Source organism: Terrabacter sp. Ter38 (assembly GCF_024519435.1).
Lineage (GTDB): Bacteria > Actinomycetota > Actinomycetes > Actinomycetales > Dermatophilaceae > Terrabacter.
This window is the reverse complement of sequence record NZ_JALJRZ010000010.1, coordinates 165,024-190,051: the sequence shown is the minus strand read 5'-3', so window position 1 is coordinate 190,051 and position 25,028 is coordinate 165,024. Positions and strand designations below refer to the sequence as shown.

The 25,028-nt window shown below is 71.7% G+C and carries 23 protein-coding genes and 1 pseudogene; 14 read left to right on the top strand and 10 right to left on the bottom strand.

The window, feature by feature from the left end; translation table 11 throughout:
* Positions 1 to 129: 129 nt before the first annotated feature.
* The 3 genes from NR112_RS18870 to NR112_RS18860 all read right to left on the bottom strand — a co-directional run bounded on the left by NR112_RS18870 (position 130) and on the right by NR112_RS18860 (position 3,062).
* Positions 130 to 1,290, bottom strand: a complete 1,161-nt coding sequence (locus NR112_RS18870; protein ID WP_256795829.1) for a DNA polymerase III subunit delta' — start codon at positions 1,288 to 1,290, stop codon at positions 130 to 132.
* Positions 1,287 to 1,946 carry a dTMP kinase gene (gene tmk / locus NR112_RS18865; protein ID WP_256795828.1) on the bottom strand — a complete coding sequence of 220 codons (660 nt, stop codon included), beginning with the start codon at positions 1,944 to 1,946 and terminating at the stop codon, positions 1,287 to 1,289. The genes NR112_RS18870 and tmk overlap by 4 nt, the downstream gene beginning before the upstream one ends.
* Positions 1,947 to 2,027: 81 nt before the next feature.
* A complete protein-coding gene (locus tag NR112_RS18860) occupies positions 2,028 to 3,062 on the bottom strand; it encodes an aspartate-semialdehyde dehydrogenase (protein ID WP_256795827.1) in 1,035 nt (344 codons plus the stop codon).
* 195 nt (positions 3,063 to 3,257) lie between these two features.
* Here NR112_RS18860 and NR112_RS18855 point away from each other — a divergent pair, with 195 nt between their 5' ends.
* Complete coding sequence (locus NR112_RS18855) at positions 3,258 to 3,740, top strand: hypothetical protein (protein ID WP_256795826.1); 483 nt, start codon at positions 3,258 to 3,260, stop codon at positions 3,738 to 3,740.
* Between the two features lie 60 nt (positions 3,741 to 3,800).
* On the opposite strand, the gene NR112_RS18850 is transcribed toward NR112_RS18855, so the two are convergent.
* Positions 3,801 to 4,562: a MerR family transcriptional regulator gene (locus NR112_RS18850; protein WP_256795825.1), complete on the bottom strand. Its 762-nt coding sequence runs from the start codon at positions 4,560 to 4,562 to the stop codon at positions 3,801 to 3,803.
* A gap of 150 nt (positions 4,563 to 4,712) precedes the next feature.
* Between NR112_RS18850 and NR112_RS18845 the strand changes: the two genes are divergently transcribed.
* From NR112_RS18845 to NR112_RS18805, 9 genes are all read left to right on the top strand, one after another.
* Complete coding sequence (locus NR112_RS18845; RefSeq protein WP_256795824.1) at positions 4,713 to 5,687, top strand: LysR family transcriptional regulator; 975 nt, start codon at positions 4,713 to 4,715, stop codon at positions 5,685 to 5,687.
* Positions 5,688 to 5,738: 51 nt separating this feature from the next.
* Complete coding sequence (gene ddaH / locus NR112_RS18840; RefSeq protein ID WP_256795823.1) at positions 5,739 to 6,509, top strand: dimethylargininase; 771 nt, start codon at positions 5,739 to 5,741, stop codon at positions 6,507 to 6,509.
* 73 nt (positions 6,510 to 6,582) lie between these two features.
* Positions 6,583 to 7,422, top strand: a complete 840-nt coding sequence (locus tag NR112_RS18835) for a TspO/MBR family protein (protein ID WP_256795822.1) — start codon at positions 6,583 to 6,585, stop codon at positions 7,420 to 7,422.
* Positions 7,423 to 7,587: 165 nt separating this feature from the next.
* Positions 7,588 to 8,835, top strand: a complete 1,248-nt coding sequence (locus NR112_RS18830) for an NAD(P)/FAD-dependent oxidoreductase (RefSeq protein ID WP_256795821.1) — start codon at positions 7,588 to 7,590, stop codon at positions 8,833 to 8,835.
* Positions 8,836 to 8,953: 118 nt separating this feature from the next.
* Positions 8,954 to 9,655, top strand: coding sequence for a fasciclin domain-containing protein (locus tag NR112_RS18825; protein ID WP_256795820.1), 702 nt, complete (start codon positions 8,954 to 8,956; stop codon positions 9,653 to 9,655).
* A gap of 121 nt (positions 9,656 to 9,776) precedes the next feature.
* Complete coding sequence (locus tag NR112_RS18820; protein WP_256795819.1) at positions 9,777 to 10,598, top strand: DUF4397 domain-containing protein; 822 nt, start codon at positions 9,777 to 9,779, stop codon at positions 10,596 to 10,598.
* Between the two features lie 29 nt (positions 10,599 to 10,627).
* On the top strand, positions 10,628 to 11,377 hold the full coding sequence (locus NR112_RS18815) for a class F sortase (protein ID WP_256795818.1): 750 nt from the start codon (positions 10,628 to 10,630) through the stop codon (positions 11,375 to 11,377).
* A gap of 29 nt (positions 11,378 to 11,406) precedes the next feature.
* Positions 11,407 to 11,973 carry a sigma-70 family RNA polymerase sigma factor gene (locus NR112_RS18810; RefSeq protein ID WP_256795817.1) on the top strand — a complete coding sequence of 189 codons (567 nt, stop codon included), beginning with the start codon at positions 11,407 to 11,409 and terminating at the stop codon, positions 11,971 to 11,973.
* Entirely contained in the window at positions 11,957 to 12,724 is a 768-nt protein-coding gene (locus NR112_RS18805) for an anti-sigma factor (protein ID WP_256795816.1), read from the top strand. The genes NR112_RS18810 and NR112_RS18805 overlap by 17 nt, the downstream gene beginning before the upstream one ends.
* A gap of 3 nt (positions 12,725 to 12,727) precedes the next feature.
* Here NR112_RS18805 and NR112_RS18800 read toward each other — a convergent pair whose 3' ends face one another.
* Positions 12,728 to 13,213 (bottom strand): MarR family transcriptional regulator, encoded by a 486-nt coding sequence (locus NR112_RS18800; RefSeq protein ID WP_256795815.1) that lies wholly within the window; start codon positions 13,211 to 13,213, stop codon positions 12,728 to 12,730.
* A 150-nt stretch (positions 13,214 to 13,363) separates the two neighbouring features.
* On the opposite strand from NR112_RS18800, the gene NR112_RS18795 reads away from it, so the two are divergent.
* Positions 13,364 to 15,460, top strand: coding sequence for an MMPL family transporter (locus NR112_RS18795; protein ID WP_256795814.1), 2,097 nt, complete (start codon positions 13,364 to 13,366; stop codon positions 15,458 to 15,460).
* Between the two features lie 256 nt (positions 15,461 to 15,716).
* Here the strand turns inward: NR112_RS18795 and NR112_RS18790 are convergent, their stop codons facing one another.
* Positions 15,717 to 17,315, bottom strand: coding sequence for an MFS transporter (locus NR112_RS18790; RefSeq protein ID WP_256795813.1), 1,599 nt, complete (start codon positions 17,313 to 17,315; stop codon positions 15,717 to 15,719).
* A 102-nt stretch (positions 17,316 to 17,417) separates the two neighbouring features.
* Here NR112_RS18790 and NR112_RS18785 point away from each other — a divergent pair, with 102 nt between their 5' ends.
* On the top strand, positions 17,418 to 18,155 hold the full coding sequence (locus NR112_RS18785) for a TetR/AcrR family transcriptional regulator (protein ID WP_256795812.1): 738 nt from the start codon (positions 17,418 to 17,420) through the stop codon (positions 18,153 to 18,155).
* 139 nt (positions 18,156 to 18,294) lie between these two features.
* Here NR112_RS18785 and NR112_RS18780 read toward each other — a convergent pair whose 3' ends face one another.
* Positions 18,295 to 19,701, bottom strand: coding sequence for a serine hydrolase domain-containing protein (locus tag NR112_RS18780; protein ID WP_256795811.1), 1,407 nt, complete (start codon positions 19,699 to 19,701; stop codon positions 18,295 to 18,297).
* A 168-nt stretch (positions 19,702 to 19,869) separates the two neighbouring features.
* Here NR112_RS18780 and NR112_RS18775 point away from each other — a divergent pair, with 168 nt between their 5' ends.
* Positions 19,870 to 22,092: an NADP-dependent isocitrate dehydrogenase gene (locus tag NR112_RS18775; protein WP_256795810.1), complete on the top strand. Its 2,223-nt coding sequence runs from the start codon at positions 19,870 to 19,872 to the stop codon at positions 22,090 to 22,092.
* 46 nt (positions 22,093 to 22,138) lie between these two features.
* Positions 22,139 to 22,305, top strand: a pseudogene (locus NR112_RS18770) (gluconate transporter); the annotation flags it as partial.
* A 179-nt stretch (positions 22,306 to 22,484) separates the two neighbouring features.
* Here the strand turns inward: NR112_RS18770 and NR112_RS18765 are convergent.
* The 3 genes from NR112_RS18765 to NR112_RS18755 are packed head-to-tail and all read right to left on the bottom strand — an operon-like array spanning position 22,485 to position 25,021.
* Positions 22,485 to 23,696, bottom strand: a complete 1,212-nt coding sequence (locus NR112_RS18765) for an acyl-CoA dehydrogenase family protein (protein WP_256795809.1) — start codon at positions 23,694 to 23,696, stop codon at positions 22,485 to 22,487.
* Between the two features lie 11 nt (positions 23,697 to 23,707).
* On the bottom strand, positions 23,708 to 24,175 hold the full coding sequence (locus NR112_RS18760) for an SCP2 sterol-binding domain-containing protein (protein ID WP_256795808.1): 468 nt from the start codon (positions 24,173 to 24,175) through the stop codon (positions 23,708 to 23,710).
* 54 nt (positions 24,176 to 24,229) lie between these two features.
* Positions 24,230 to 25,021 carry a PIG-L deacetylase family protein gene (locus NR112_RS18755; RefSeq protein ID WP_256795807.1) on the bottom strand — a complete coding sequence of 264 codons (792 nt, stop codon included), beginning with the start codon at positions 25,019 to 25,021 and terminating at the stop codon, positions 24,230 to 24,232.
* Positions 25,022 to 25,028 lie beyond the last annotated feature (7 nt).

The following is a 25,028-nucleotide window of genomic DNA, read 5'->3' as shown; positions in this document are numbered from 1 at the left end:
GCATCGAGGCCGTATGCCGTGTGGCCCGGACCGTCGACCGCGCGAACTGCCGAACGGGGCGGATCGCGGGCGCGCCGGGCGCTCCCCCGTCACGCATGAAGATCCTCACACCGCCGCCGCGCGAGTGGGTCAGATGCCGAGATCGCGCGGGACCCGGAGCTGCAGGGCCATCGCCTCGAGGGCGAGCAACGGCGACACGTTGGCGTTGATGCGGTCGCGGGCCTCGTTGATGGCGTCCATGGCGGCGAGCAGCTGCTCGGGGCCGAAGACGCCGGCGAGCGCGCGCACCTTGTCGACGGCGTCGGGGTTGACGAGGTCGACGTCGGAGCGCAGGCGCAGCACGAGGGCGTCGCGGTAGATCGAGGTGAGGTCGACGAGGGCCCGGTCGACGACGTCGCGGGCCGATCGGGTGGCGCGCGTCTTCTGCTCGCGCTCGAGGGCGGCGACCTGGGAGCGGATGTGGGGTGGCTGGGTGCGCGCCGTCGGGTCGGCGCCCAGCGTCTCCATGAGATGCGCGCGCTCGGCGGCGTCGCGCTCGGCGCTCGAGGCGGTCGACTCCTCGTCGGCGATCTGGGCGAGGTCGGCGGCAGCGCCGATGGCGTCACCGACCCCGAGGATCTTCGTCGCCATGGCGATGACGTCACGACGGCGGATGCGGGCCTGCTCGTCGCGAGCCAGGCGACGCGCGAGCCCGACGTGCGACTGGGCAGCGCGGGCGGCATACAACGCCATGGCGGGGGCGACCCCGTCGCGGCGCTGGAGCAGCTCGGCGACGGCCTCGACCGGTGGTGTGCGCAGACGGACGTGTCGCGACCGTGAGCGGATCGTGACGATGACGTCCTCGAGGCTCGGTGCGCAGAGCATCCAGACGGTGCGCGGGGTCGGCTCCTCGAGGGCCTTGAGCAGCGCGTCGGCCGGGGCGTCGGTGTAGGCGGTGAGGCGGTCGGCGTCCTCGATGATGATGATGCGCCAGCGGCCGACCGACGGGCGCAGCGCGGCCTCCTGGACGAGCGCGCGGGCCTCGGCGACCTTGATCGACAGGCCCTCGGTGGCGACGACCTTGACGTCGGCGTGACTGCCGTCGAGGGCCGTGCGGCACTCACGGCACTGACCGCACCCGCCGTCGGGACACTGCAGCGCAGCGGCGAAGGCCCGGGCGGCGGTCGAGCGGCCAGAGCCGGGCGGACCGGTGAAGAGCCACGCGTGCGTCATCGCGGACTCGTCGCTGACGGCACGCGAGAGCGTCTCGATCGTGGGCTCCTGGCCGACGAGGTCGGCCCACACGGTCATCGGCGGGCCGCCATGACGCGGTCGACCCCGTCGACGACGCCGGCGTGGAGCCGCTCGACCGACCCCGTCGCGTCGAGGACGAGGTAGCGCTCGGGGTCGGCCGCGGCGAGCTCGAGGTAGCCGCGGCGGACCGCGGCGTGGAAGGCGTCGGCCTCGGACTCGAGGCGGTCGTGGATGTCGCCACGGCGGGCGCGCCCCACCTGGGGCGAGACGTCGAGGACGAGGGTCAGGTCGGGCAGCAGCCCACCGACGGCCCAGTGCTGCAGGGCGGTGATCTCGTCGCGGCCGAGCTCCCGGCCGGCCCCCTGGTAGGTGATCGAGCTGTCGACGTAGCGGTCGGTGATGACGACGGCGCCGCGCGCCAGCGCCGGCTTGATGAGCTGCTCGACGTGATGGGCCTTGTCGGCCGCGAAGAGGAGCGCCTCGGCCCGCGCCGCGACGTGGTCGCCGTGCAGCACGAGCTCGCGGATCTGCGCGCCGAGCGGCGTGCCTCCGGGCTGGCGGGTCACGACCACCTCGCGTCCGCGCTGCTCGAGCGCCTCGGTGAGCAGGCGCACCTGGGTCGACTTGCCCGCGCCGTCGCCGCCCTCGAAGCAGACGAAGAGCCCGGGGGCGGTGGCCTGTCGATGGGTCGCGGCCGCGAGGTTCTCCGTCACGCCCCGACCCTATGCCAGCGTCCGGACAGCGAGCCGCGTCCCCGACCCTCACACCGCAACGGTGGGACGGGTGGCGACGCCTCAGCGACGGGCGATGAGCTCCTCGGCGATCTGGACGGCGTTGAGGGCCGCGCCCTTGCGGAGGTTGTCGCCGACGACGAAGAGCACGAGCCCCTTGCCCTCGGGTGCCGCCTGGTCGGCCCGCACGCGCCCGACGAAGACCTCGTCGCGGCCGGCCGCCTCGAGCGGGTTGGGCACGTCGGTGACGACGACCCCGGGGGCGTTCTTGAGCAGGTCGAGCGCCTCGTCCGGGGAGATGTCCTGGGCGAACTCGGCGTGGATCGCGAGGCTGTGCCCGGTGAAGACGGGGACGCGCACGCACGTTCCGGAGACCCGCAGGTCCGGGGCGTGCAGGATCTTGCGCGACTCGTTGCGCAGCTTCTGCTCCTCGTCGGTCTCGAGCGAGCCGTCGTCGACGATGGACCCCGCGAGGGGCACGACGTTGAAGCCGACGGGGACGGCATACAGCTGGGCCTCGGGGACGGCCACCGCGCGCCCGTCGAGGGCGAGGCCGGTGGGGTCGCCCGCGGCATACGCGCCCTTGAGCTGGCGGTCGAGCTCCTGGACACCGACGCCACCGGAGCCGCTCACGGCCTGGTAGCTCGAGACGTGCAGGCGCACGAGGCCCGCCCTGTCGTGGAGCGGCTTGAGCACCGGCATCGCGGCCATCGTCGTGCAGTTGGGGTTGGCGACGATGCCCTTGGGGATGTCGTCGAGGTCGGCGGCGTTGACCTCGGAGACGACGAGCGGGACCTCGGGGTCCTTGCGCCACGCGCTCGAGTTGTCGACGACCGTGGCGCCGGCCGCGGCGACCTTCGGGGCGAGCTCGCGACTCGCGGCGCCGCCGTTGGAGAAGAGGGCGATGTCGATGCCGGAGAAGTCGGCCGTCGCCGAGTCCTCGACCGTGACGTCCTCGCCCTTGAAGGGCAGCATGGTGCCGGCCGAGCGCGCGGACGCGAAGAACCGCACCTGCGTCACCGGGAAGTCCCGCTCCTCGAGAAGGGCACGCATGACGCCGCCCACCTGACCCGTTGCACCGAAGACACCAACTCGCATGCGCCAAGGTTACGGCGTGGGTCGACCCGGTCCCGTGCTCCGTTCAACTGGTGGGCGCCCGCGTCCCGCGGCTGGAAGGCACCTGAGATTCTCCGGTTCCACGGACGTGTCCGGCCAGGTGGGAGCACCCTCGATGAGGGGGCCACAGATCCCTCTCGGGGGCCAGCCGAAACAGATCCCACAAGGGGGAGTCGCATGAGCCGACTCAGCATTCGGGCCGCCTGCGCGGCAGCCACCGTCACACCGCTCCTCGTCCTCGGCGCGGCGTCCGCCGGCGCCGGGGCCAACGGGGCGTCCACGTTCACCGACAACCAGCACGGGGTCGTCGACGTCTTCCACGACATGAATCCGTGCACCGGTGACCCGGGCACGGTCAGTGCCGTGGAGAACCAGATCTTCCACGGCACGATCAACAAGACCGGCTCGTGGTTCACCGGCACGGCCGAGGGGAAGTTCACCTTCACGCCAGACGACCCGTCGAAGGTCACCTACACGGGACACTTCACGAACTGGTTCGGCGACGAGAACAACCTGCACAACGGCGTCGAGCACAGCACGTTCAATGTCAACGCCACGGGCACGGACGGCTCGCACCTGCAGTTCCACGACAACGCCCAGGCCACGCTCAACGCGAACGGCACCGTGACGGTCTCGTTCGACCACATGTCCTGCGCCTGAGGCGCATCATGCGGCACCGGGCCGAGCGGCTCGTCCACTCGGCCCGGTGCGCGGCAAGGGTCAGTCCCCGTGGCGGTCGGCGTTGGCGTGGATCGCGTCGCGGACGTATGCCGCGAGCCCGGGTGCGATGTCCTCGTACGTCTTCGTGAAGCGGGGATCGGCGACGTACATGTCGGCGAGCCCGCGGTGGAAGGTGTGGTCGAGGTCGTAGAAGCGGTCGTGGATGTGCCGGCGGTGCTCCTCGGCCGCGTCCATGGCCGCCGCGCTCGTCGCGGGCTCCCCCGACCGGAGGGCTGCGACGAAGGCGACGTTGACGGCATCCGCCTCCTGCTTGACCTGCTCCCAGTCGGCCTTCGTGTAGCGCTTGGTGCGCGACCGCGACTGCTTCCAGGCGTCCGTCTCACCCCAGCGCTCCTGGGCCTCCTGCTCGTACTCGTCGGTGAAGCCGTCGCCGAAGAGCTCCTTGAGGTCCTCGGGCGTGGCGGGCTGGTCGTTCATCTCTCTCTCCAGTGCTCGGTCGATGGCCGAGACGAGCTCGTGCAGCTCGTCCAGCCGGGTCATGACGGTGGCGCGCTGGCGGCGCAGGTGGTCGGCCGCGTCCTCACCGCCTCGCAGCAGGGTCGCGATCTCGTCGAGCGGCAGCTCGAGCCGTCGGTAGACCACGACCTGCTGCAGGCGCGTCAGGTCCTCGTCGGTGTAGAGGCGGTAGCCCGCCCGCGAGCGCTCGCTCGGGACGAGCAGGCCGATCTCGTCGTAGTGGTGCAGCGTGCGCACCGTCACGTCGAAGAGCTCGGCGACCTGCCCCACCGTCCAGGTGGTCATCTCCTGCGTCCTTCCGGTCATGGGATCGAGCGTGACGCCTCACGCCACGTGAGGGTCAAGCCCATTGAAGCGCCGATGTGCGCGGCAGACGCCGGGAGCACGTGGGACGTCCCGGGTGGCGCCGTCGGGCGTGCGGCCTACTCTCGGTACGTGGAGCTCGAGGTCCGTCACCTGCGCGTCGTCGCGGTCGTCGCGCAGCAGGGCAGCATCCCTGCCGCCGCCGCCACCCTCGGGGTGTCTGCGGCGACCCTGGGGTCCGAGGTGGGTCGCATCGAGCGCGCCCTCGGCTGCACGCTGTTCCGGCCGAGCGGAGACGGGATCGCGTGCACCGCGATCGGCGAGCGCGTCGTGTCGCGGGCCCGCACCGTCCTCGACGAGGTGGCGGCGCTGCGCGAGGACGTGCGCACCCACCGCGCGAGCGACGCCCCGCTGCGCATCACGTCGGACTCGATGCGCTACTTCACGTCGTTCGTCAGCCACGCCTACGCGACCGACATGCGGCGGCCGCTCATGCCCGTTCCCCCGCTGGCCGGCGGGACCACGACCGAGGCGATCAGCGACGGTCGGGTCGACGTCGCGGTCGTCATCGCGCTCGTGGCCGACCCGCGCGAGGAGCGAGCGCGGTCGATGATCGGCGAGCGTGTCATCGTCGAGCGCGAGCCGCTGCTCGTCGCACTGTCGGCGTCGCACCCGCTTGCTGCGCAGCGGTGCGTCGACATCCGGGATCTGGCCGAAGAGGACTGGATCCTGCCGCCGAGCGAGGTCGACCCCGGCTCCGAGGCGACGAGCACCGTCCTCGCGCGTCTCGGCGTGACCCTCCGGTCGTCGTACGGCCCGCACGACCTCGGGCCGCTGTGGCCGGCGGTCGTCGCCGGCCGGGCCGTGTCCTTCGCCGTGCCCACGGCGTCGGCGCCCCCGGGCGGTGTGCTGCGGCCACTCTGCGACCAGCCGATCACGGCCCGACGGATCCTGCGCTGGCGGCTCGGGGCGCTCGACGACGAGGACGTGGAGCGGTGCGTGCGGGCGGCCGGCTCGGCCTACCGGGAGCAGCTGACCCACACGGCGCAGACCCAGGGCTGGTGGCCGACCGCGCGCTCGGACGAGAAGCCGATCCTCGCGCCCTGACGGGTCGGTACGACGTCCGACCGGTGGGCGCCGCGCCCCTAGAGTGAGCGCGTGCACCGTCGCCTCGCGCTCGTCCGTCGACCCTCCCCTCGTCTCGCGGACGGGATCGTGACGCACATCGGACGCTCGGCGTCCGTCGACGGTGAGCTGGCCCTGCGGCAGTGGCAGGAGTACGTCGACGTGCTCCGACGTCGCGGTTGGTCGGTCGTCGAGGCACCGCCTGTCGACGACTGCCCCGATGGCGTCTTCATCGAGGACCAGGTCGTCGTGCACGGCGACGTCGCGGTGCTGTGCCGCTCCGGCGCCACCGGACGCCGCGGGGAGCGTGCTGGGGTGCGCGAAGTTGTCGAGGCATACGGCTACCGAGTCGTCGAGGTCGGGGAGCCCGGCACGCTCGACGGCGGGGACGTGCTCAAGCACGGGCACGTCGTGTGGGTCGGCGTCGGCGGCCGCACGAATCTCGCCGGTGTCGAGCAGCTGCGGCGCGCCTGGGACGGACATCGCGTCGAGGTGGTCCCCGTGCCCGTGTCGAAGGTGCTGCATCTCAAGTCCGCCGTCACCGCCCTGCCCGACGGAACCGTCCTGGGCTACCCGCCGCTCGTCGACGACCTCAGCCCCTGGCCCCGGTTCCTCGCGGTCCCGGAGGAGTCGGGCTCACACGTGGTGCTGCTCGGCGGCATGTCGGTGCTCATGTCGGCGTCCGCGCCGCGCACCGCGCAGCTGCTCGCCGCTCGGGGGCACGACGTGACGACCGTCGACATCTCCGAGTTCGAGAAGCTCGAGGGCTGTGTCACCTGCCTGTCGGTGCGCCTGCGCGGATAGACCGGGTGGGCGGCCGACTCTGTTAGGGTCGCTAACTGGATGAGCAATCTCCCGAGCGACTGAGGTGATCGACATGCCCGGATCCACCACCCAGCCGACGGCCGCGCTGACCAGCAGCGACCAGGTGCGGCGCCTGACCGTCGTCGCCGCCGAGACCTTCTGTGTCGTCGGCACGCTCTTCGGCGTCGGCGTCCTCGGCACCCGCGTCGAGGAGACCTCGGGAGGAGCCCTCGCCGCGACCGCGACCCTCATCGCGCCTGCCGGCCCGGCCTTCTCGATCTGGACACCGATCTACCTCGGCCTCCTCGCGTATGCCGTGTGGCAGGCCCTGCCTGCCAACGCCGTTCGCGAGCGGGTGCGCAGCACCGGGTGGCTCGCCGCCGCGTCGATGGTGCTCAACGCGACGTGGCTCCTCGTCACGCAGCAGGGCTGGATCTGGGCGAGTGTCGTCGTCATCGTCGCGCTCGCGCTGACCCTCGGCGTCCTCCTTCGCCGCCTGACCCGTGAGCCCGCCACGTCGAGGTGGGAGCAGGTCGTGCTCGACGGCACGTTCGGCCTCTACCTCGGCTGGGTCGCCGTCGCGACGTGCGCCAACATCACTGCGGCGCTGGTGGACTCGGGCGTGGACCTCGGCGCCACCGCCAACCAGGCGGCAGCGGTGGTCGTCCTGGCCGTCGCGGCCGGACTCGGCATCGTCTTCGCCCGCCGCCTGGGTGGCCGCTGGTCGGTCGCCGCCGCGATGGCCTGGGGCCTGGCCTGGATCGCCGTCGGCCGCCTCGGGGACGATCCGCGCTCCGTCCTGACCGGCATCGCGGCGGTCGTCGCCGCCGCGGTCGTCGTCGTCGCAGCCGGGCGCTCGCACACCCGACGGCCGGTGACGCCGGAGGCGTCGCGGCGGTTGCGCACGGTGTGACGGGCCGCGGCGCCGTGCCGTCAACGGCGTGTCGCGACGGTCCGGCGGCGCGTCGCGGACGGGCCGGCTGCCCTCTCGGACACGGCCCTCGCAGCCACCCCGCGACAAAGCCGCGAGGTCTACGCTGCGACGGGGGCCGGACTCGAGCAGTGGGGTGATCCTTTCGTGGACGCTGACGTCGTCATCGTCGGGGCAGGACTGGCAGGACTGCGGTGCGCGCGACGACTGACCGAGCTCGGTCATGAGGTCGTCGTCCTCGAGTCGAGCGACGGGGTCGGGGGCCGCATCCGCACCGACGTCGTCGACGGCTTCCGGTGCGACCGTGGCTTCCAGGTGCTCAACCCCGCCTACCCGGCCGTGCGGCGGTGGGTCGACGTGTCGACGCTCGACCTCAAGCCCTTCGGGTCTGGCGTGCTGGTGCGTCGCACGAACGGCCTCCAGGTGCTGGCCGACCCGATGCGCGAGCCGCGGCTGCTCGCCCAGACGATGCGTAGCGGCTACCTCCACCCCCGCGAGCTGGCAGGCGTCACGCGGTGGACCGCGCGCGTCATGGCCGACCCGAAGACCGTTCTGGCACAGAAGGACTCGACCCTCGCTGACTCGCTCGACGAGGCCGGCGTCACCGGTCGACTCCGCCGTGAGGTGCTCGACCCGTTCCTCGCCGGCGTCCTCGTCGACAGCCACGGCGGCTCCTCCGCCAACTTCACGAAGCTGCTCGTGCGGATGTTCGCCCTGGGTCGCCCGGCCGTCCCGGCGACGGGCATGCAGGCCCTGCCCGAGCAGGTGGCCGAACCGCTCGGTGACCGCGTCCGCCTCAACAGCCACGTCGAGTCCATCACGCCGTCGCACGGCGGCGTGGACGTCCGGGTCGACGGCCAGAGCCTCCGGGCCCGCAGCGCCGTCGTCGCCACCGACCCGATCGGCGCGGCCACCCTCACCACCCTGCCCGAGCCGCCGACCAAGGGCCTCGTGACGTGGTGGTTCGAGGCGCCGGAGCCGCCCCACTCGCTCCCCCTCGTGGCCGTCGACGGGCGCCGCCACGACTCCGTCCCTCCCGGCCCGGTGTGGAACACCGCCGTCATGACGGCTGCGGCCCCGAGCTACGCCCCGCCGACCAAGCACCTCGTCGAGGCGACGTGCTTGCTCGACCGACCCGACGGCGACGCGTCCGAGGCCGACGTCCTGCGCCACGTCGGCGAGATCTACGGCTGCGACACGACGGACTGGCGTGTCGTCACGCGACACCGCGTCGACGCGGCCCTGCCCGCCATGACACCCCCGCTCGAGGTGCGGTCACCGGTCGCGCTCGGCGACGGCGTCTTCGTCTGCGGCGACCACCGCGACACCGCGTCGATCCAGGGCGCGCTCGTCTCCGGGCAGCGCGCGGCCGAGGCGGTCAACGCGCACCTCTGACGCGGCACACCCCCACCGCGAGAAGAAAGTTCGCGGCAGGTGCATCCCTCCACGGCACGTCCTCGGAAGTAGGGGCAGACGGCACACGACGCCGTCGCTCCCGAAGATAGGACAGACCGTGAAGAAGCGTCATCTCGTCCCCGTCGTCGCGGCCCTGGCCGGCGCCCTCGCCGTCCCTGCCGCCGTCGCCGCTCCTGCTGCGTCCGGCACATCCAGTGCAGCGAGCGCATCGCGCACTCAGGCATCGGCGGTCGCCGCAGCCACCCCGATCGGAACCAGGAGCCTTGCCGACGTGCTGCTCGCGGACGGCAACCAGTTCGACGGCAACTGGTACGACTACGACATCGTCACAGAGGCGGTCCTCGCCGTCCTCGCGGCCAAGCCCGACAGCCCGGTGCGCCTCCTGACCCAGGGTGACGTGCCGCTGACGGCCTTCATCCCCAACGACCGGGCCTTCCAGGTCCTCGCCGCCGACCTGACGGGCCGCTGGTACGGCTCCGAGACGAAGGTCTTCTCGGCCCTCGCCGGCGCCGTCGGCATCGACGCCCTGGAGCGGGTCCTGCTCTATCACGTCGTCCCCGGCGCCCCCGTCACCTCGTCGCAGGCCCTTCGGTCCGACGGCGCCGTGCTGGCGACGGCGCTTCCCGGCAAGAGCATCAAGGTCGACGTGCTGTCGCGCTGGCTCAAGCTCGTCCGCCTCGTCGACGGCGACCGCAACGATGCCGACCCGCTGCTCAACCCGCGGGCGCTCGACATCAACAAGGGCAACCGGCAGATCGCGCACGGCATCGTCCTCGTCCTGCGACCGGCCGACCTCTGACGCCCTCCCGTACCGCCCCCGAGGTCGGCACCGCACACCACCGCCCCCCTCCCGGACGCACCTTTCACGCGAGCGCGGCCCCGTCGCACTCGAGCACTCGCCCCTTTGGAAAGGAACGACCATGAAGTCGCTTCGCATCGCCGCCGCCACGACCCTCGCCCTCGCCCCGGCCGCCTTCCTCGCCGCCCCGGCCCACGCGGCCGACGCCACGGTCTCGATCCTCCACGCCGTGCCCGGCGCGACGGTCGACGTCTACGCCAACGGCAAGCCCCTCCTCACGGACTTCAAGCCCGGCACGCTCACCGACCCGCTGATGCTCCCCGAGGGCACCTACGACCTCAAGGTCACGCAGGCCGGAGCGGGCGCCGGCGGCGCAGCCGTCATCGAGGCCAACGACCTCAAGGTGCCGGGCGGCGCCAACGTCACCGTCGTCGCGCACCTGTCGGAGGCCGGCAAGCCGGTCCTCACACCGTTCGTCAACGACACGTCCACGATCGATGCCGGCAAGGCGCGCATCACCGTGCGCCACACGGCCGCCGCCCCCGCGGTCGACGTCCGGGCCAACGGCACGGCGGCCTTCAAGAACCTCACGAACCCGAACGAGGCCAAGGCCGACCTGCCCGCCGGCACGATCTCGGCCGACGTCGTCCTCGCGGGGACCGACACCGTCGCGATCGGCCCGGCCGACCTCGACCTCAAGGAGGGCACCAACACGATCGTGTACGCGTGGGGCAGCGCCGCCGACAAGAACCTGAAGCTCGCCGTCCAGACCCTCTCCGGCATGCACTCGGCCCCGGGTGGCGTCCCGGCCGGGGCGGGCGGCCAGGCCGCCGCGGCTCGGGAGACCTCGGAGGTGGCCCGCTACGCGGCCGTCATCGGTGCCGCTGCGGCCGCGGGCGGCCTCGTCCTCGTCTCGCGCCGCCGCGCCGTCCGGGCCCGCTGAGTCGCTACGCACCGTCGCGAACGCCCGAGATGAACCGCACCGTCGACCCCGGACCCGGCCGCTCCCGGGCCCGGGCGTCGAGCCCGTCGAGGGGGGTGGCCGCCGCGCTCGCGGCCGCCCTCCTGGCGGGCGTGGGCGTGGCCTGGCTGACGCGTGACTCGGACGCCGCCCTCCCACCGGCGTCCGAGTCGGGCGTCACCCGCAGCGCCGCACCCACCGCCGGCGACGCCGCGACCCATGCCCCGCAGTCGGGGTCGCCGGCGGGGACGGACGGCTCGGCCGGTCCGACACCACCGGGGGTCCGCCCGGCGACGCAGCAGGTGGGCGCGACCGCGGCGGCCCCCGACCGCCTGACGATCCGCCGTCTCGGCATCGACATGCGGGTCGTGCCGGTGGGCGTCGCCCGGGACGGCGAGATGGCTCTGCCGGAGACGCCGGCGCAGGTGGGCTGGTACCGCTACGGCCCGCGGCCGGGCGACGACGCCGGGTCCACGGTGCTGGCCGCGCACCTCGACATGCCGGGCTACGGGATCGGCCCCATCGCGGCTGTTGGGGAGCTGCGCACGGGCGATGTCATCACGGTGCGGTCGGGCGATGTGAGCAGGAGATATGCCGTGACATCGGTGACCCAGGTCCGCAAGACGACGCTCGATCTCGCCGCCCTCTTCGCGCGCGACGGACCTCCACTGCTCCACGTCGTGACGTGCGGAGGCGACTTCGACCGCGAGCAGCGCCGCTACGACGCGAACGTCCTCGTGAGCGCCGAGCCGCTCCGATGAGCCGGACGTGGTTAGGTGGGTCGGTGCACGTGCACGACGACCCTGACATCGAGTCCGCCGAGCTCGCCGTCCGGTTGGCCGGTGGGGACCGCGAGGCCCTCGCCGAGATGTACCGCCGCTGGTCCCCGCTCGTGCACACCGTCGCCCTGCGCGCCCTCGGCACCAGAGAGGACGCCGAGGACGTCGTGCAACAGGTCTTCGTCGCCGCCTGGCGGGGACGCGGCACCCTCCGACCCGAGCGTGGGTCGCCGGCGGCGTGGCTCGTGGGCATCACGAAGCACCGCGTCGCCGACGTGCGCACGCAGCGCTACCGCGCCCATCGCAACCTGCAGGCTCTCGCGTCCGAGGTGGTCACCGAACCGGCCACCCCGCACGACTCCGACTGGGCCGAGCGACTGCTCCTCGTCCACGAGCTGGAGCGGATGGGCGATCCGCGAGCGACCGTGCTCCGAATGGCTTTCATCGAAGATCGCACGCACGATGACATCGCCCGCACGCTCGAGATGCCCCTCGGCACCGTGAAGAGCCACGTCAGGCGGGGACTACTCGAGCTGAGAGACCGACTCAAGGAGGTGGAACGTGTCGCATCCGACTGACGACGAGCTCGTCGACCTCGCCCTGGGCGAGCCGGTCGACGCCGATCGTTCTGCCCACGTCGAGCAGTGCGCCGTGTGCTCCGCGTCCGTGGAGCAGCTGCGTCGCACCGCGCGCCTCGCCTCCGGATCGGAGTCGTATGCCGGGTGGCACGCTCCCGACGACGCCGTCTGGGCCCGCGTGACCGCCCAGATCGACGCCGACGACCCGCTGAGGGCGGAGGTGCCCGACACCGCGACGGCGGGAACGGCGTACGCCCCTGAACCCGGCCCCGCGGACGCCACGGTCACACCGATCTCGGCGGGCGCCGCTCGTGTGACGCGCCGACGGGCCGCAGCGTGGGGCGCCGCTCTCGTGGCGGCCAGCCTCGTTGTGGGGCTGCTCGCCGGGCGCGCCATCTGGAGCCCGGACGAGAGCGGAAGCGTCTCGCAGGTCGCCCTGAAGACCCTCGACACGCGGCAACGAGAGGGAGAGGCCTCGGTCGTGCGGACCGGAGACGGGCTCGACCTCACCGTCGTCACCGACCGTCCGCTCGACGCCGGAGACGGCTACCTCGAGGTCTGGCTCATCAACGCCGACGGCAAGCGGATGGTCTCCGTCGGGGTGCTGCGACCCGGGGAGACGGGCACCTTCCCGATCAGCCAGGCGCTCATCGACCAGGGGTACGTCGTCGTCGACATCTCCAAGGAGCAGTTCGACGACAAGCCGGCCCACTCGGGCGACAGCCTGCTCAGGGGGCAGCTACCGGCCTGAGCCTCAGGCCATGAGGTTCTTCATCGCGGCGGTCGCGCCCCTGAGGTAGCGCTCGACGACGTCGCGGTCGCCCTCGGACAGGGTCGCGTCGAGGGCGGCGAGACTCTCGAACATCGGGGTCATCCGGGCAAGCACCTCGGCGCGGCCGCTCTCGGTGATGACGACCTCGGTGCGGCGGCCGTCGCCGGGGTGCGAGCGGCGCTCGGCATGACCGTGGCCGACGAGACGGTCGACGACGCCCGACGATGCCGCCGAGGTCACGCCGAGGACCTTGGCGAGGTCGACCGGGCCGATCGGACCGCGCATGAGGTGACGCAGCGAATGCAGCTCCGACGTGCTGAGGCCCGCCTTGCGGGCGACGACGGCAGGGACGGTCTCGGACACCTCGACGAGCTCCTGCAGTGCCGAGAGCGTGCCCGTCGTGCGCCATGCGGGCACGCCGGGGACGAGGCCGACCTCGGGGCGCGATTCGCCCCGGACGGGCTGCACGTCCCCGAGCGTCGAGCCCCGCGATGTACGGGCACGCTGCGGGGCCGACTGTTTGCCGGCGGTCTGTTTGCTGCTAATGTCACTCACCAACTTAGTAATCTTCTAAGTAACCCGATGAACCATCTTAACTGGAGGTGTCGTGTGCGTTCGGTGACCGACAGGATCACGCGCAAGTGGTGGGCCGTGGCGATCGTCGTCCTGGCCCTGGCCGGGGCGATGGGCGTCGCGAGCGCCGTGGGCGAGGCGCAGCGCACCTCCGCCTCGACCGATGCCCTGCCGATCGGATCCGACAGCGCAGCCGCACTCGCCCTGCGGGATCGTCTGCCGGAGGCCGAGGGCTCCACGGCCGTCGTCGTCTTCAGCAAGGATTCGGGGGCACTGACCGCCGCCGACCTGACGGCCGTCGAGGGACGCGTCGCCGAGGTCCCCGCTGCCGGTCGTGCCCCGCTCCAGCGCAGCGAGGACGGCACGGCTGCGCTCGCCATCGTGCCCGTCGACGCCACGGACGCGACGGACACGGCAGCACTCGTGGGCGACATCCGAGAGGTGGTCAAGGCCGACCTGCCTCCGGGCGTCACCGCCCAGGTGACCGGGCCAGCAGCAGTGCAGGCCGACCTCGCTGCGGTCTTCGAGGGCGCCAACACCCGCCTGCTCATCGCCACCGCCTCCGTCGTCGCCCTGCTGCTCGTGCTGACCTACCGCAGCCCGATCCTCTGGATCTTCCCGCTCATCGTCGTCGGCGTCGCGGACCGACTCGCAGCTGTGGTCGCGACACACACGCTCGCGGCATTCTCGATCGTCTGGGACGAGTCGACCATCGGCATCCTCTCGGTCCTCGTCTTCGGCGCCGGCACCGACTACGCCCTGCTGCTCATCTCGCGCTACCGGGACGAGCTGCGCAGCCACGCCGACCGACGTGAGGCCATGTCCCTGGCCCTGCGCCGCACCTCCGAGGCCGTGATGTCGAGCGCCGTCACCGTCGTCATCGGCCTGCTCACCCTCCTGCTCTCGCTCTTCCCGGCGACGCGTGGCCTGGGTCTCGCGTGCGCCGTCGGTGTCGTCGTCGCGGCGGGCTTCGTCCTGCTCGTCCTCCCGGCGGCCCTCGTCCTCTTCGACCGCTGGATCTTCTGGCCCAAGGTGCCCCGTGAGGGCGAGGCCGCCCTCGCCGACGGCCACTCGCTGTGGCGCCGCGTCGGCGACCGCGTCGCCGCGCACCCGAAGCGCATCATCAGCGTGACACTCGTCGTGCTCGCCGTCATGGCGGCCGGCATCGCGGCCATCGACACGGGGCTCAAGCCCGCCGACCAGTTCCTCAGCAAGCCCGAGGCCATCGCCGCGAGCGAGCGGCTGGCCCAGTCCTTCCCCGCCGGCAGCGCGGACCCCGCCGTCATCGTCACGACGGCCGACCCGCAGGCCGTGACGACCGCCGCCGAGGACGTCCCCGGCATCACCGGCGCGCGCATCGTCAAGCAGGCGGGTGGCGTGGCCGAGGTGGATGCCGTCGTCGCGGCGGCTCCCGGGTCGGACGAGGCGACCGAGACCGTGCGGGCCCTGCGCTTCGCACTCACGTCGCTCCCGGAGAGCCACGTCGCCGGCACCGAGGCCGTGGCCCTCGACCAGGCGGAGGCGTCGTCGCGGGACCGGCTCGTCATCTTCCCGATCGTGCTCGCCCTCGTGCTGCTGGCCCTGGGCCTGCTGCTCCGATCAGTCGTGGCCCCGCTCGTGCTCGTCTCCACGGTCGTCGCGACCTTCCTCGCGAGCGTCGGCGCCTCGTGGTGGATCTTCACGAAGGCCTTCGGCTTCTCGGGTCTCGACGACAGCGCCCCGCTCTTCGCCTTCGTCTTCCTCGTGGCTCTCGGCGTCGACTACAACATCTTCCTCGTGACGAGGGCACGCGAGGAGTCCCGCCTGCACGGGTCGCGTCAGGGGATGCTGCGTGGCCTGGCCGCCACGGGCGGCGTCATCACGAGCGCCGGCATCCTGCTCGCCGCCGTCTTTGCGGTGCTCGGCGTGCTGCCGCTCGTCGTGCTGGCCCAGATCGGGGTCATCATCTGCGTCGGCGTCCTGCTCGACACCCTCGTCGTGCGCACGCTCCTCGTCCCGGCCATCGCCGTCGTCCTCGGCGACCGCTTCTGGTGGCCGCGCCGGACGCCCCCGACCCCGTCGGACACCTCGACGACGACGACGGAGGACACTCGCTCCGCCGCTGACGCAGACGTCTTCGTGAAAGTTGGGTCGAGCTCTTGACAGCAGCTGGCAGCGGCCGTTCAATCGAAGAGTCAACATTTGACAAACCTTGGACATGAGGTGCGACCGGAGGTCGGGCCGTGGGGACGCATCCACGACGTCGAGTCCCACACCAGCCCTGACCCGCTTCCGCCAGCGCTGACCCCTCGACAGCTCGTGCGGCCGCGATCGACTCCCTCCCCGTCGATCGCGGCAGACCGTGGGCCACGCGCCGGACTCCCTTCCGGCGCGTGGCCCACACCTGCTCGTCAGGGAGTCACCTCGACCGAGGTGTCCGGGCGGACTCGAGGGGCACAGCCGTCAGCCCGGTCACCTCGCGCACGTCGGCGGCGGGTGCGTCAGGGCGGTGCCTCGGGAGCGCCGCGAGCGCGACGACCGCACCGACGAGGAGAACGCCAGCCGCGAGGACGTCGCTGACGTGCATCCCGTCGACGTAGGCCGTCCGGGCAGCCTCCAGGACCTCCCGACCCGACGCTCCGCCCAGCTGTGCGGAGACGACTCCCGCCTCACCCAGCGTCTGCAGGGCGGCGTCGTGGGCTGCGGACGGGAGTCCCGCGGGCAGCAGGACGTCCAGGCGCGCGGCATACACGGCGCCGAGGACACTCCCGAGGACCGCCATCCCCAGGGCTCCGCCGAGCTCTCCCGCCGTCTCGACGAGGGCCGACACCGAGCCGGCACGTTCGGCCGGTGCCACGCCGATCGCATACTCCGTCACGAGCGTTGCGACGGACACGAGCCCCATGGCCACGAGCGAGGCGCAGACCAGGGCGACCCAGATGGACGACTCGGCGCCGGCCGACCTCATGGCTGCGAACCCGGCGGCGGCGACGACGAAACCGCCCGCCATGACGACCGGCCGCCCGACCGTGAGCGACAGCGCGGCGGCCGTGGGCGCCGCCGCTCCGACCGCGAGGGAGGGCAGCAGGCTCCACAGCGCGGCCGAGAGCGGGCTGTAGCCGAGGACCGACTGGAGGTACTGCGTCATGAGCACGGCGTTGCCCATGACCCCGAACATCGCGACCACCTGCACGGCGATCGAGCCCCCGAAGCCGCGGTGGGCGAAGAGTCCCGGGTCGACCATCGGCACCTCGATGCGGGACTGGCGGCGCACGAAGATCACGCCCGCGCCGAGCCCGACGACGGCATACGGCAGCAGCGCCGGTGACCACCCGTCCGCGACGAGCTGCTTGAGCACGTGGATGACGGGCAGGATCGCCAGCAGGGAGAGCACCGAGCTGACGACGTCGACCCGGCTCGTCACCGAACGGGACTCGGGCAGCAGGAACGGCGCCACGACGAGCAGCGCGATCATGACCGGCACGTTGACGAGGAAGACCGAGCCCCACCAGAAGTGCTCGAGCAGCACGCCGGCGACGACCGGACCGACGCCGACCCCACCGGCCATGACCGCCGACCACACGCCGACCGCCTTCGCGCGTTCGCCGTCGTCCGCGAAGAGGGTGCGGATGATCGCGAGGGTGCTCGGCATCAGCATCGCCCCACCCACCCCGAGCAGGGCACGCGCGGCGATGAGCCAACCCGCGCTCGGGGCGTAGGCCGCGAGGACCGACGCGGCGCCGAACGCGAGCGCGCCGATGAGCAGGAGCCGACGCCGCCCGAAGCGGTCGGCCAGACCGCCCATCGTCAGCAGCAGGCCGGCGAGCACGAAGCCGTAGACGTCGAACATCCAGAGCAGCTGGGTCGCGCTCGGTGACAGCGACTCGGCGATGTGGGGCACGGCGAAGAAGAGGACGGAGACGTCCATCGAGACGATGAGCAGAGGCAGGCAGAGGACGGCGAGCGCGGTCCACTCGCGGCGACCCGCTCGCGGGGCGGTGCTGACGGACGAGGACATGAGAGCCCCTCACAATCTGCGTATATCGCATAGTGTTTACGTGGCACACGGAAAGTTACGCTCCATCTGCGTATAACGCAAGCAGTTGACTAGGATGGCCTCATGACCGACCTCCCCCGCTACCTCCAGCTCGTGTGGGGACGTGAGCCCGAGGGCCGCCGAGGCCCCAAGCCGGGTCGGAGCATCGCCGAGATCGGCGCCGCCGCCGTCGCCATCGCCGACGCCGAGGGCCTCGACGCCATCTCGATGAAGAGGGTCGCCCAGGCCGTCGGCTTCACGACGATGTCCCTCTACCGATACGTCGACAGCAAGGACGAGCTGTGCGCCGTCATGGTCGACGTCGCCTACGGCGCGCCGGACCTGCGTTACACCGCCGACGAGGGCTGGCGCGGACGGATCACCCGGTGGGCCACGGAGATCAGCGCCCGCCGCCTCGCCCACCCGTGGACCACTGAGGTCCGTCAGGTCGCACCACCGTTGACCCCCAACATGATCGGCTGGATGGAGTCAGGTCTCGAGGCTCTCGAAAGCCTGCCCCTGACGAGCCAGCAGCGGCTGTCCGCCCTCCTCGCCATCGACGGGTGGGGCCAGAACCACGTGCGCCAGACGACCCAGATGGGACTCACCGGCCCCGTCGACCCGGACAGCCCCCAAGGGGCCTACCTCCAGCTCATCGGGGCCCTCATCGACCCGGGGGCCTTCCCTCGGCTCGCGGCGGCCGGCCCCGAGGCCCTCGGTGACGACGACGACGACTTCTTCGACGAGGAGTTCGCCTACGGGCTGGGACTGCTCCTCGACGGCATCGAGGCGCTCGTCGCCCGATCGCGCGGTACCACCTGACGCGTGCCGGTCCTCCGCTCAGACCGGCCACTCGTCACGGAGCATGGCCCACGTGTTGTCGTCGAGCGTCAGCGGCGCAGCAGGAGGCGATCGGTGAGCCGCGGCCACACGAGCCGGGACAGGTCGGGAGACGCCGGCACTAGCGCCAGCCGTCCGCGGAGACCCCGCCGGGCACGTCTCCCGCCGGGTCGTAGGGCGTACGCGTGAAGCGGAACGACGCGAGGTCGAGGTGCGAGGGCGTGCCGTCAGCCTCACGCACGACTCGAAGCGGCTCGCCCGTGTGGTAGCCGTCCAGCCCGACCCAGACGTCGGGACCGTCCGCGACGAAGCGCGAGCCCCGGGCCTGGCCGGGCTCACCGAGCACGAGGTGCTCTCCGACGACCTTCGCCGTGGTCACCGACGGCCCCCAGTACCACGTGCCGACGAGCTCGAGCGTCGACGGGTCGCCCGACGCGAACCACGGCGCGGGCGGTCGCGGCTCGCGCTCGACGAACGCCGAGTGCAGCTCGGAGGCGATCTGGCCCATCCCGCTCGTCGTGTTGGTGACCACGACGACACCGTCCCCGCTCTCGATCTCGACGCGCAGTCCCGCGAGGAAACCGGGCATCGAGCCGCCGTGGCCGGCATACCTCGTGCCGTCGACGTTCCAAACCTGCCAGCCGAGCCCGTGGGCGGTGGTCCAGGGCTGGCCGGGGTTGTCGGTGATCGTGTGGGGCTCGTACATCTCAGCGAGGGTGTCGGGCGACAGGAGCTCGGCCGTGTCGCCCCCGGCGAAGGCGGCCCAGCGGGCCAGGTCCTGCACCGTGGTCCAGAGCTGTCCGGCGGGGGCCATGGCTCCTGCATCGTGCTCGGGTTCGGGCAGCAGGACGTCGGCGAAGGGGTGCACCGCGAGGCCCTGAGCGGCTCGGCCGCTGGGGCGGATCGTCGTACGGGACATGCCGAGCGGGTCGAGCAGGTCACGCCGGACCACGTCGAACCAGTCGGTGCCGTGCGCCCGTGCCACGAGCTCGCCGAGCGCCGCGAAGCCGACGTTCGTGTAGTGGAAGCGCCGCCCGGCCCGGAAGCGCTGTCCCACAGGCGATCCCGCGACCGACCCAGCAAGCGACTCCCAGTCGCCACCTGGGGTGCGCTCCCACCATGGGCCGTTCGTCTCGGCCTGCACCCCAGCCGCGTGCGAGAGCAGCTGGGCGATCGTGACGCCGCCGAACGGCGAGCCTGGCACGTGGTCCTCGAATCGGTCGAGCAGGTCGAGCCGGCCGGCATCGCGCAGGCGCATGACGGCCACGGCCACGAAGGTCTTCGTGATGGAGCCCATCCGGTACTGCGTGTCGGTGTCGGCCGGCTGCCCGCCGAGGCGCCCGTCGAGCGTGCCGACGGCGTCCGACCACACGAGACTGCCGTCACGCACGATGCCGGCGGCGACCGAGGGCAAACGGCTGCGGCGCTGCTCGGTCGCGAGCAGGTGGCGCAGGTGTCGGGCGGTCACGGGGTCGATCACGCCATCGGTGCCCGGGACGTCGGCGTCGCTGCGCGGGTCGGTGCTCACCCGCTCCAGCCTAGGCCGGGAGTCTCTGGCGTGGCGCAGGCCACCCCGGCAGGATGGGACGGCGGCCCCACGGTCGCCCCGCATCGGATATCTTGACATCAAGATTAATTCGGGGATCCTCGAAGACCGGATCTCGGCACGAACAGCAACCCGAACGGAGCACCCGCGTTGGACTCGACAATCATCTACACGCACACGGACGAGGCGCCCGCCCTGGCCACGGCCTCGCTGCTGCCCATCGTCTCGGCCTTCGCCAAGCAGGCCGGCGTCGAGGTCGAGACGCGTGACATCTCGCTCTCGGGTCGCATCATCGCCGCGTTCCCCGACGCGCTGAAGCCGGAGCAGCGGATCGGTGACGCCCTGGCCGAGCTCGGCGCGCTCGCCAAGACGCCTGAGGCCAACATCATCAAGCTCCCCAACGTCTCGGCGTCGATACCGCAGCTCAAGGCCGCTGTCGCCGAGCTCCAGGCCGCGGGCTACGCCCTGCCCGACTACCCCGACAACCCGTCCACCGACGAGGAGAAGGCGGCTCGGGCGGCATACGACAAGCTCAAGGGTTCGGCGGTCAACCCCGTTCTGCGCGAAGGCAACTCGGACCGCCGCGCCCCGGCGTCGGTGAAGAGCTACGCCCGCAAGCACCCGCACTCCATGGGCGCCTGGAGCGCCGACTCCAAGACCAACGTCGCGACGATGGGTGCCGACGACTTCCGTCACAACGAGACGTCCGTCGTCCTGCCGGCCGACGACACGCTGCGCGTCGAGCTCGTCGCCGCCGACGGCTCCACCACCGTCCTCAAGGAGTCGATCCCGGTCCTCGCCGGCGAGGTCGTCGACGCGACGTTCATGGACGTCGCGAAACTGCGTGACTTCCTGTCCGAGCAGGTCGCCCGCGCCAAGGCCGAGGGCGTCCTCTTCTCGGTGCACCTCAAGGCCACGATGATGAAGGTCTCCGACCCGATCATCTTCGGTCACGTCGTGCGCGCCTTCTTCCCCGACGTCTTCGAGACGCATGCCGGGGCACTGGCCTCCGTGGGAGCGTCCCCCAACGACGGGCTGGGCGCCGTGCTCAAGGCCGTCGAAGGCCTGCCCGCCGACGAGCGCGCCGAGGTCGAGGCCGCCGTCGCCAAGGGTTTCGAGGACGGCCCGGCCATCGCGATGGTCGACTCGAACAAGGGCATCACCAACCTCCACGTCCCGAGCGACGTCATCGTCGACGCATCGATGCCGGCGATGATCCGCACGTCGGGTCACATGTGGAACCGTGAGGGCGGCGAGCAGGACACCCTCGCTGTGCTGCCGGACAGCTCGTACGCCGGCATCTACCAGGTCGTCCTCGACGACTGCCGCACGAACGGCGCCTACGACCCGTCGACGATGGGCTCGGTGTCCAACGTCGGGCTCATGGCGCAGGCCGCCGAGGAGTACGGCAGCCACGACAAGACCTTCGAGATCCCGTCAGACGGCACCGTGCGCGTCGTCGACTCGTCCGGCACGACGCTGCTCGAGCACGCCGTCTCGACGGGTGACATCTGGCGCGCCTGCCAGACCAAGGACGTGCCGGTCCGCGACTGGGTCAAGCTCGCCGTCACGCGGGCCCGCGCCACGGGAACGCCGGCGATCTTCTGGCTCGACGCCGACCGCGCCCACGACGCGAACCTCATCAGCAAGGTGAACGAGTACCTCACCGAGCACGACACCGACGGCCTGACGATCGAGATCATGAAGCCGACCGACGCGATCGCCTACTCCCTCGGGCGTATCCGCAAGGGCGAGGACACGATCTCGGTCACCGGAAACGTGCTGCGTGACTACCTCACCGACCTCTTCCCGATCCTCGAGCTCGGCACCTCGGCCAAGATGCTGTCGGTCGTCCCGCTCATCAACGGCGGTGGCCTCTTCGAGACCGGCGCCGGCGGCTCGGCCCCGAAGCACGTGCAGCAGCTCGTCCAGGAGAACTACCTCCGCTGGGACAGCCTCGGCGAGTTCCTCGCTCTGGCCGTCAGCTTCGAGCACCTCGCCGACGTCACCGACAACGCCCGCGCGCGGGTGCTCGGCGAGACCCTCGACCGGGCCACCGGCACGCTCCTCGACGAGAACAAGGGACCGGCGCGCAAGGTCGGCCAGATCGACAACCGCGGCAGCCACGTGTGGCTGGCCCTCTACTGGGCCCAGGAGCTCGCCCGGCAGACCGACGACGCAGCGCTGGCCGAGACGTTCGGCCCCGTGGCCCAGGCCCTCGCCGACAACATCGGCACGATCTCCCAGGAGCTCGTCGACGCCCAGGGCCACCCGGTCGACATCGGCGGCTACTACCGTCCCGATGCAGCCAAGGTCGCCTCGATCATGCGCCCGTCGAGGACCTTCAACGAGATCATCGACGCCCTCGCCTGACCGCACCCGTCACGACCGCACGAGCCCGCCCGACTCCCGGAGTCGGGCGGGCTCGGTCTTCTTCTCGCACGTCAACGACGCCGGCTTCTGGCTCGTCAGGGAGTACTTCGGGCTCGAGGTCGGCGCCAGACCACCAAGTCATGGTCGGTCATGGAGCCGATCCTGTCGGTGACCGGCCTCGTCCTCGTGCTGCTCCTGGACCTCGTCGCCTAGCTCCCTCAACCGTCGAGAGGCCACGTCTGGCCCCCTCGCACCAGTCGAGAGGCCAGCTCTCGCGACGAGAACTGGCCTTTCGAGGTGTCGGGGGCGGCCACCTTTGGCCTTTCGACGATGCGCGCCGCGTCGGGAGGGGGCCGGGCGGGAGGGCGGGGTGGGGTGGGGTGATGCCCGGGTCAGCGGATGCGGACGCCGCTGATGGCCCGCGCGATGACGAGGCGCTGGATCTCGGACGTGCCCTCGAAGATCGTGTAGATCTTCGCGTCGCGCGACCACCGCTCGACGGGGTGGTCGGTGACGTAGCCGGCCCCGCCGAGGATCTGGACGGCCTTGTCGGTCACGGCGACCGCGACCTCGCCGGCCTTGAGCTTGCTCATCGAGCCCTCGGCCGCGGTGAACGGCTGGTTGGTGCGCCCCATCCACGACGCCCGCCAGACGAGCAGACGTGCGGCGTCGATCTCGGTGCGCATGTCGGCGAGGGCGAAGGCGATCGCCTGGTTCTCGATGATCGGCCGCCCGAACGCGACGCGGTCCTTGGCATAGTCGAGGGCGTACTCGTATGCCGCCCTGGCGATCCCGAGCGCCTGGGCGCCGACCGTGGGGCGTGAGATCTCGAACGTCCGCATCGCCGCCTGGCCGCTGGACGACGTGCCCTCGCGGGCGCGGGCGAGGCGTTCGTCGAGCTTGTCCTTGCCGCCGAGCAGGCACGAGCCGGGCACGCGCACGTCGTCGAGGAAGACGTCGGCCGTGTGCGAGGCGCGCAGCCCGAGCTTGCGCAGCTTCTTGGCGCCCTCGAGACCCTGCGCGCCCGGCGGGACGACGAAGGCGGCCTGCCCGCGAGAGCCGAGGTCGGGGTCGACGACGGCCGTCACGACGTGGACGTTGGCGATGCCGCCGTTGGTGATGTAGGCCTTCTGCCCGTTGAGGATCCACTCGTCCGTGGCCTCGTCGTAGCGAGCCCGCGTGCGCATGGCGCCGACGTCGGAGCCGGCCTGCGGCTCGGTCGTCGCGAAGGCCCCGAGCTTCGGGTCGTCGGCGTCGCCGTAGCACTGCGGCAGCCACTCGACCATCTGGTCGGGGGTGCCCGAGCCGTAGATCGCGGCCACCGCGAGGGTCGTGCCGAAGATCGACATGCCGATGCCCGCGTCACCCCAGAAGAGCTCCTCGTTGGCGAGGTTGATCGAGATGCCGGTCGGGTCGGACCAGCACTGGGCCAGGAACTCGAAGCCGTAGAGACCGTTCCTGGCCGCCTCCTGGATGACCGGCCAGGGCGTCTCCTCCCTCGCGTCCCACTCGGAGGCGGCCGGGCGCACGACATCGGCGGCAAACTGGTGCACCCAGTCGCGCAGCTCGGTCTGGTCGTCGTTCAGGGCGAGCGAGAACTCCACCACGACGAGCCTCAGGCCTGGGGGATGTCGAAGTAGTTCGCGATGTTGGCTGCGAGCCCGAGGTCGCCCTTGGCCTTGATCTTGCCGGTCATGAACATCATGACCGGGTTGCCGCTCTTGGTGATGACCTTGGTGAAGTCGACGGGCGACATGGCGAGAGACAGTGTCGAGTCACCGTCGTGGCCGGGCACCGACGTGCACGTGCCGTCGGTGAAGCGCACGGTCCACTCGTCGGCGCCGCCATCGGGGCGGCCGGTGATGCTCCAGTGCGTCGTCGCGGTCGTCGAGCCCGCCCGGTCGGGGCGGAAGAGCTCGGGCATGCGACGGAAGATCGCATCGACGATCGGGCCGCGGTTGGCACTGTCCATGACCTCCTTGACGTCCTTGCCGGACATCTCCTTGACGATGCGGATGAACTCGCCGGGCTCGACGGCGGCGAGCTCCTCGGCGGTGGCGGTCGTGAAGTCGATCTCGGGCATCGGGTGTCCCTCCGGAGGAAACGGCATGGTTACCGCGAGTAGGTTACCGGACGGTCACCCGTCGAGGAACCAGCCGGCAACCATCCCGTCGGGGCGGCCGGGCTCGATGTAGTGCTCCCACGCGAAGGCCACGGCGAACATCTCGACCGGCATCTGGAGCATCCCCTGCGCGTCGGACTGGCTCGCGTGCGCCTTGAGCGCCGAGCGCTTGACCTCGAGGAACTCGCCGACGTCGCACGCCCAGTGCAGCTCGCTCTCGAGGCTGCCGAGCGGGTTGCCGTCGTCCATGGGCTGGCTGGGGTCCCACTCCCCCACGTCGAGTCCCGCCGCCATCGCGGCCTGGTGCGACCGGATCATCGCGTCGCGGTTCATCGAGCCCTCGAGGTAGCGGGGCGTGGCGGCGAGCTCGGCGGCCCGTTTCGTCACGGCGTGCACCTTGACGTGGTCGGGGTGGCCGTAACCACCGTGCCAGTCGTAGCCGACGACGACGTCGGCCGCCTCCTCGCGCAGGACCGCCGCGAGGCGCTGAGCCGCCTCCTCCGTGTCGGCCCGGGCGAAGCTCTCCTCGTGGTCGTTCTGAGCCCACCCGGTCATGCCGGAGTCGGCGTAGCCGAGGAACTCGACGCGGTGGGTGCCGATGACCGCGTTGGAGGCAGCTGCCTCGGCGCGACGCCGCTCGACGACGGTCTCGCCGTCGGCCAGGTCATCGGGGGCGTCGCCGTGGTCACCGTTGGTGGCAACGACGAGCACGACGCGGTGGCCCTCGCTGACGGCCCGCGCCATCGAGCCGGCGGACTGCGAGGCCTCGTCGTCGGGGTGGGCGTGGACGAAGACAACGGTTGACATGGGATCA

Bases quoted from the DNA above. Each gene is read 5' to 3' on its own strand.
- NR112_RS18870 (WP_256795829.1), bottom strand. From the start codon at position 1,290: ATGACCGTGTGGGCCGACCTCGTCGGCCAGGAGCCCACGATCGAGACG.
- NR112_RS18860 (WP_256795827.1), bottom strand. From the start codon at position 3,062: ATGCGAGTTGGTGTCTTCGGTGCAACGGGTCAGGTGGGCGGCGTCATG.
- NR112_RS18855 (WP_256795826.1), top strand. From the start codon at position 3,258: ATGAGCCGACTCAGCATTCGGGCCGCCTGCGCGGCAGCCACCGTCACA.
- NR112_RS18850 (WP_256795825.1), bottom strand. From the start codon at position 4,562: ATGACCACCTGGACGGTGGGGCAGGTCGCCGAGCTCTTCGACGTGACG.
- NR112_RS18835 (WP_256795822.1), top strand. From the start codon at position 6,583: ATGCCCGGATCCACCACCCAGCCGACGGCCGCGCTGACCAGCAGCGAC.
- NR112_RS18820 (WP_256795819.1), top strand. From the start codon at position 9,777: ATGAAGTCGCTTCGCATCGCCGCCGCCACGACCCTCGCCCTCGCCCCG.
- NR112_RS18815 (WP_256795818.1), top strand. From the start codon at position 10,628: ATGAACCGCACCGTCGACCCCGGACCCGGCCGCTCCCGGGCCCGGGCG.
- NR112_RS18790 (WP_256795813.1), bottom strand. From the start codon at position 17,315: ATGTCCTCGTCCGTCAGCACCGCCCCGCGAGCGGGTCGCCGCGAGTGG.
- NR112_RS18785 (WP_256795812.1), top strand. From the start codon at position 17,418: ATGACCGACCTCCCCCGCTACCTCCAGCTCGTGTGGGGACGTGAGCCC.
- NR112_RS18760 (WP_256795808.1), bottom strand. From the start codon at position 24,175: ATGCCCGAGATCGACTTCACGACCGCCACCGCCGAGGAGCTCGCCGCC.
- NR112_RS18755 (WP_256795807.1), bottom strand. From the start codon at position 25,021: ATGTCAACCGTTGTCTTCGTCCACGCCCACCCCGACGACGAGGCCTCG.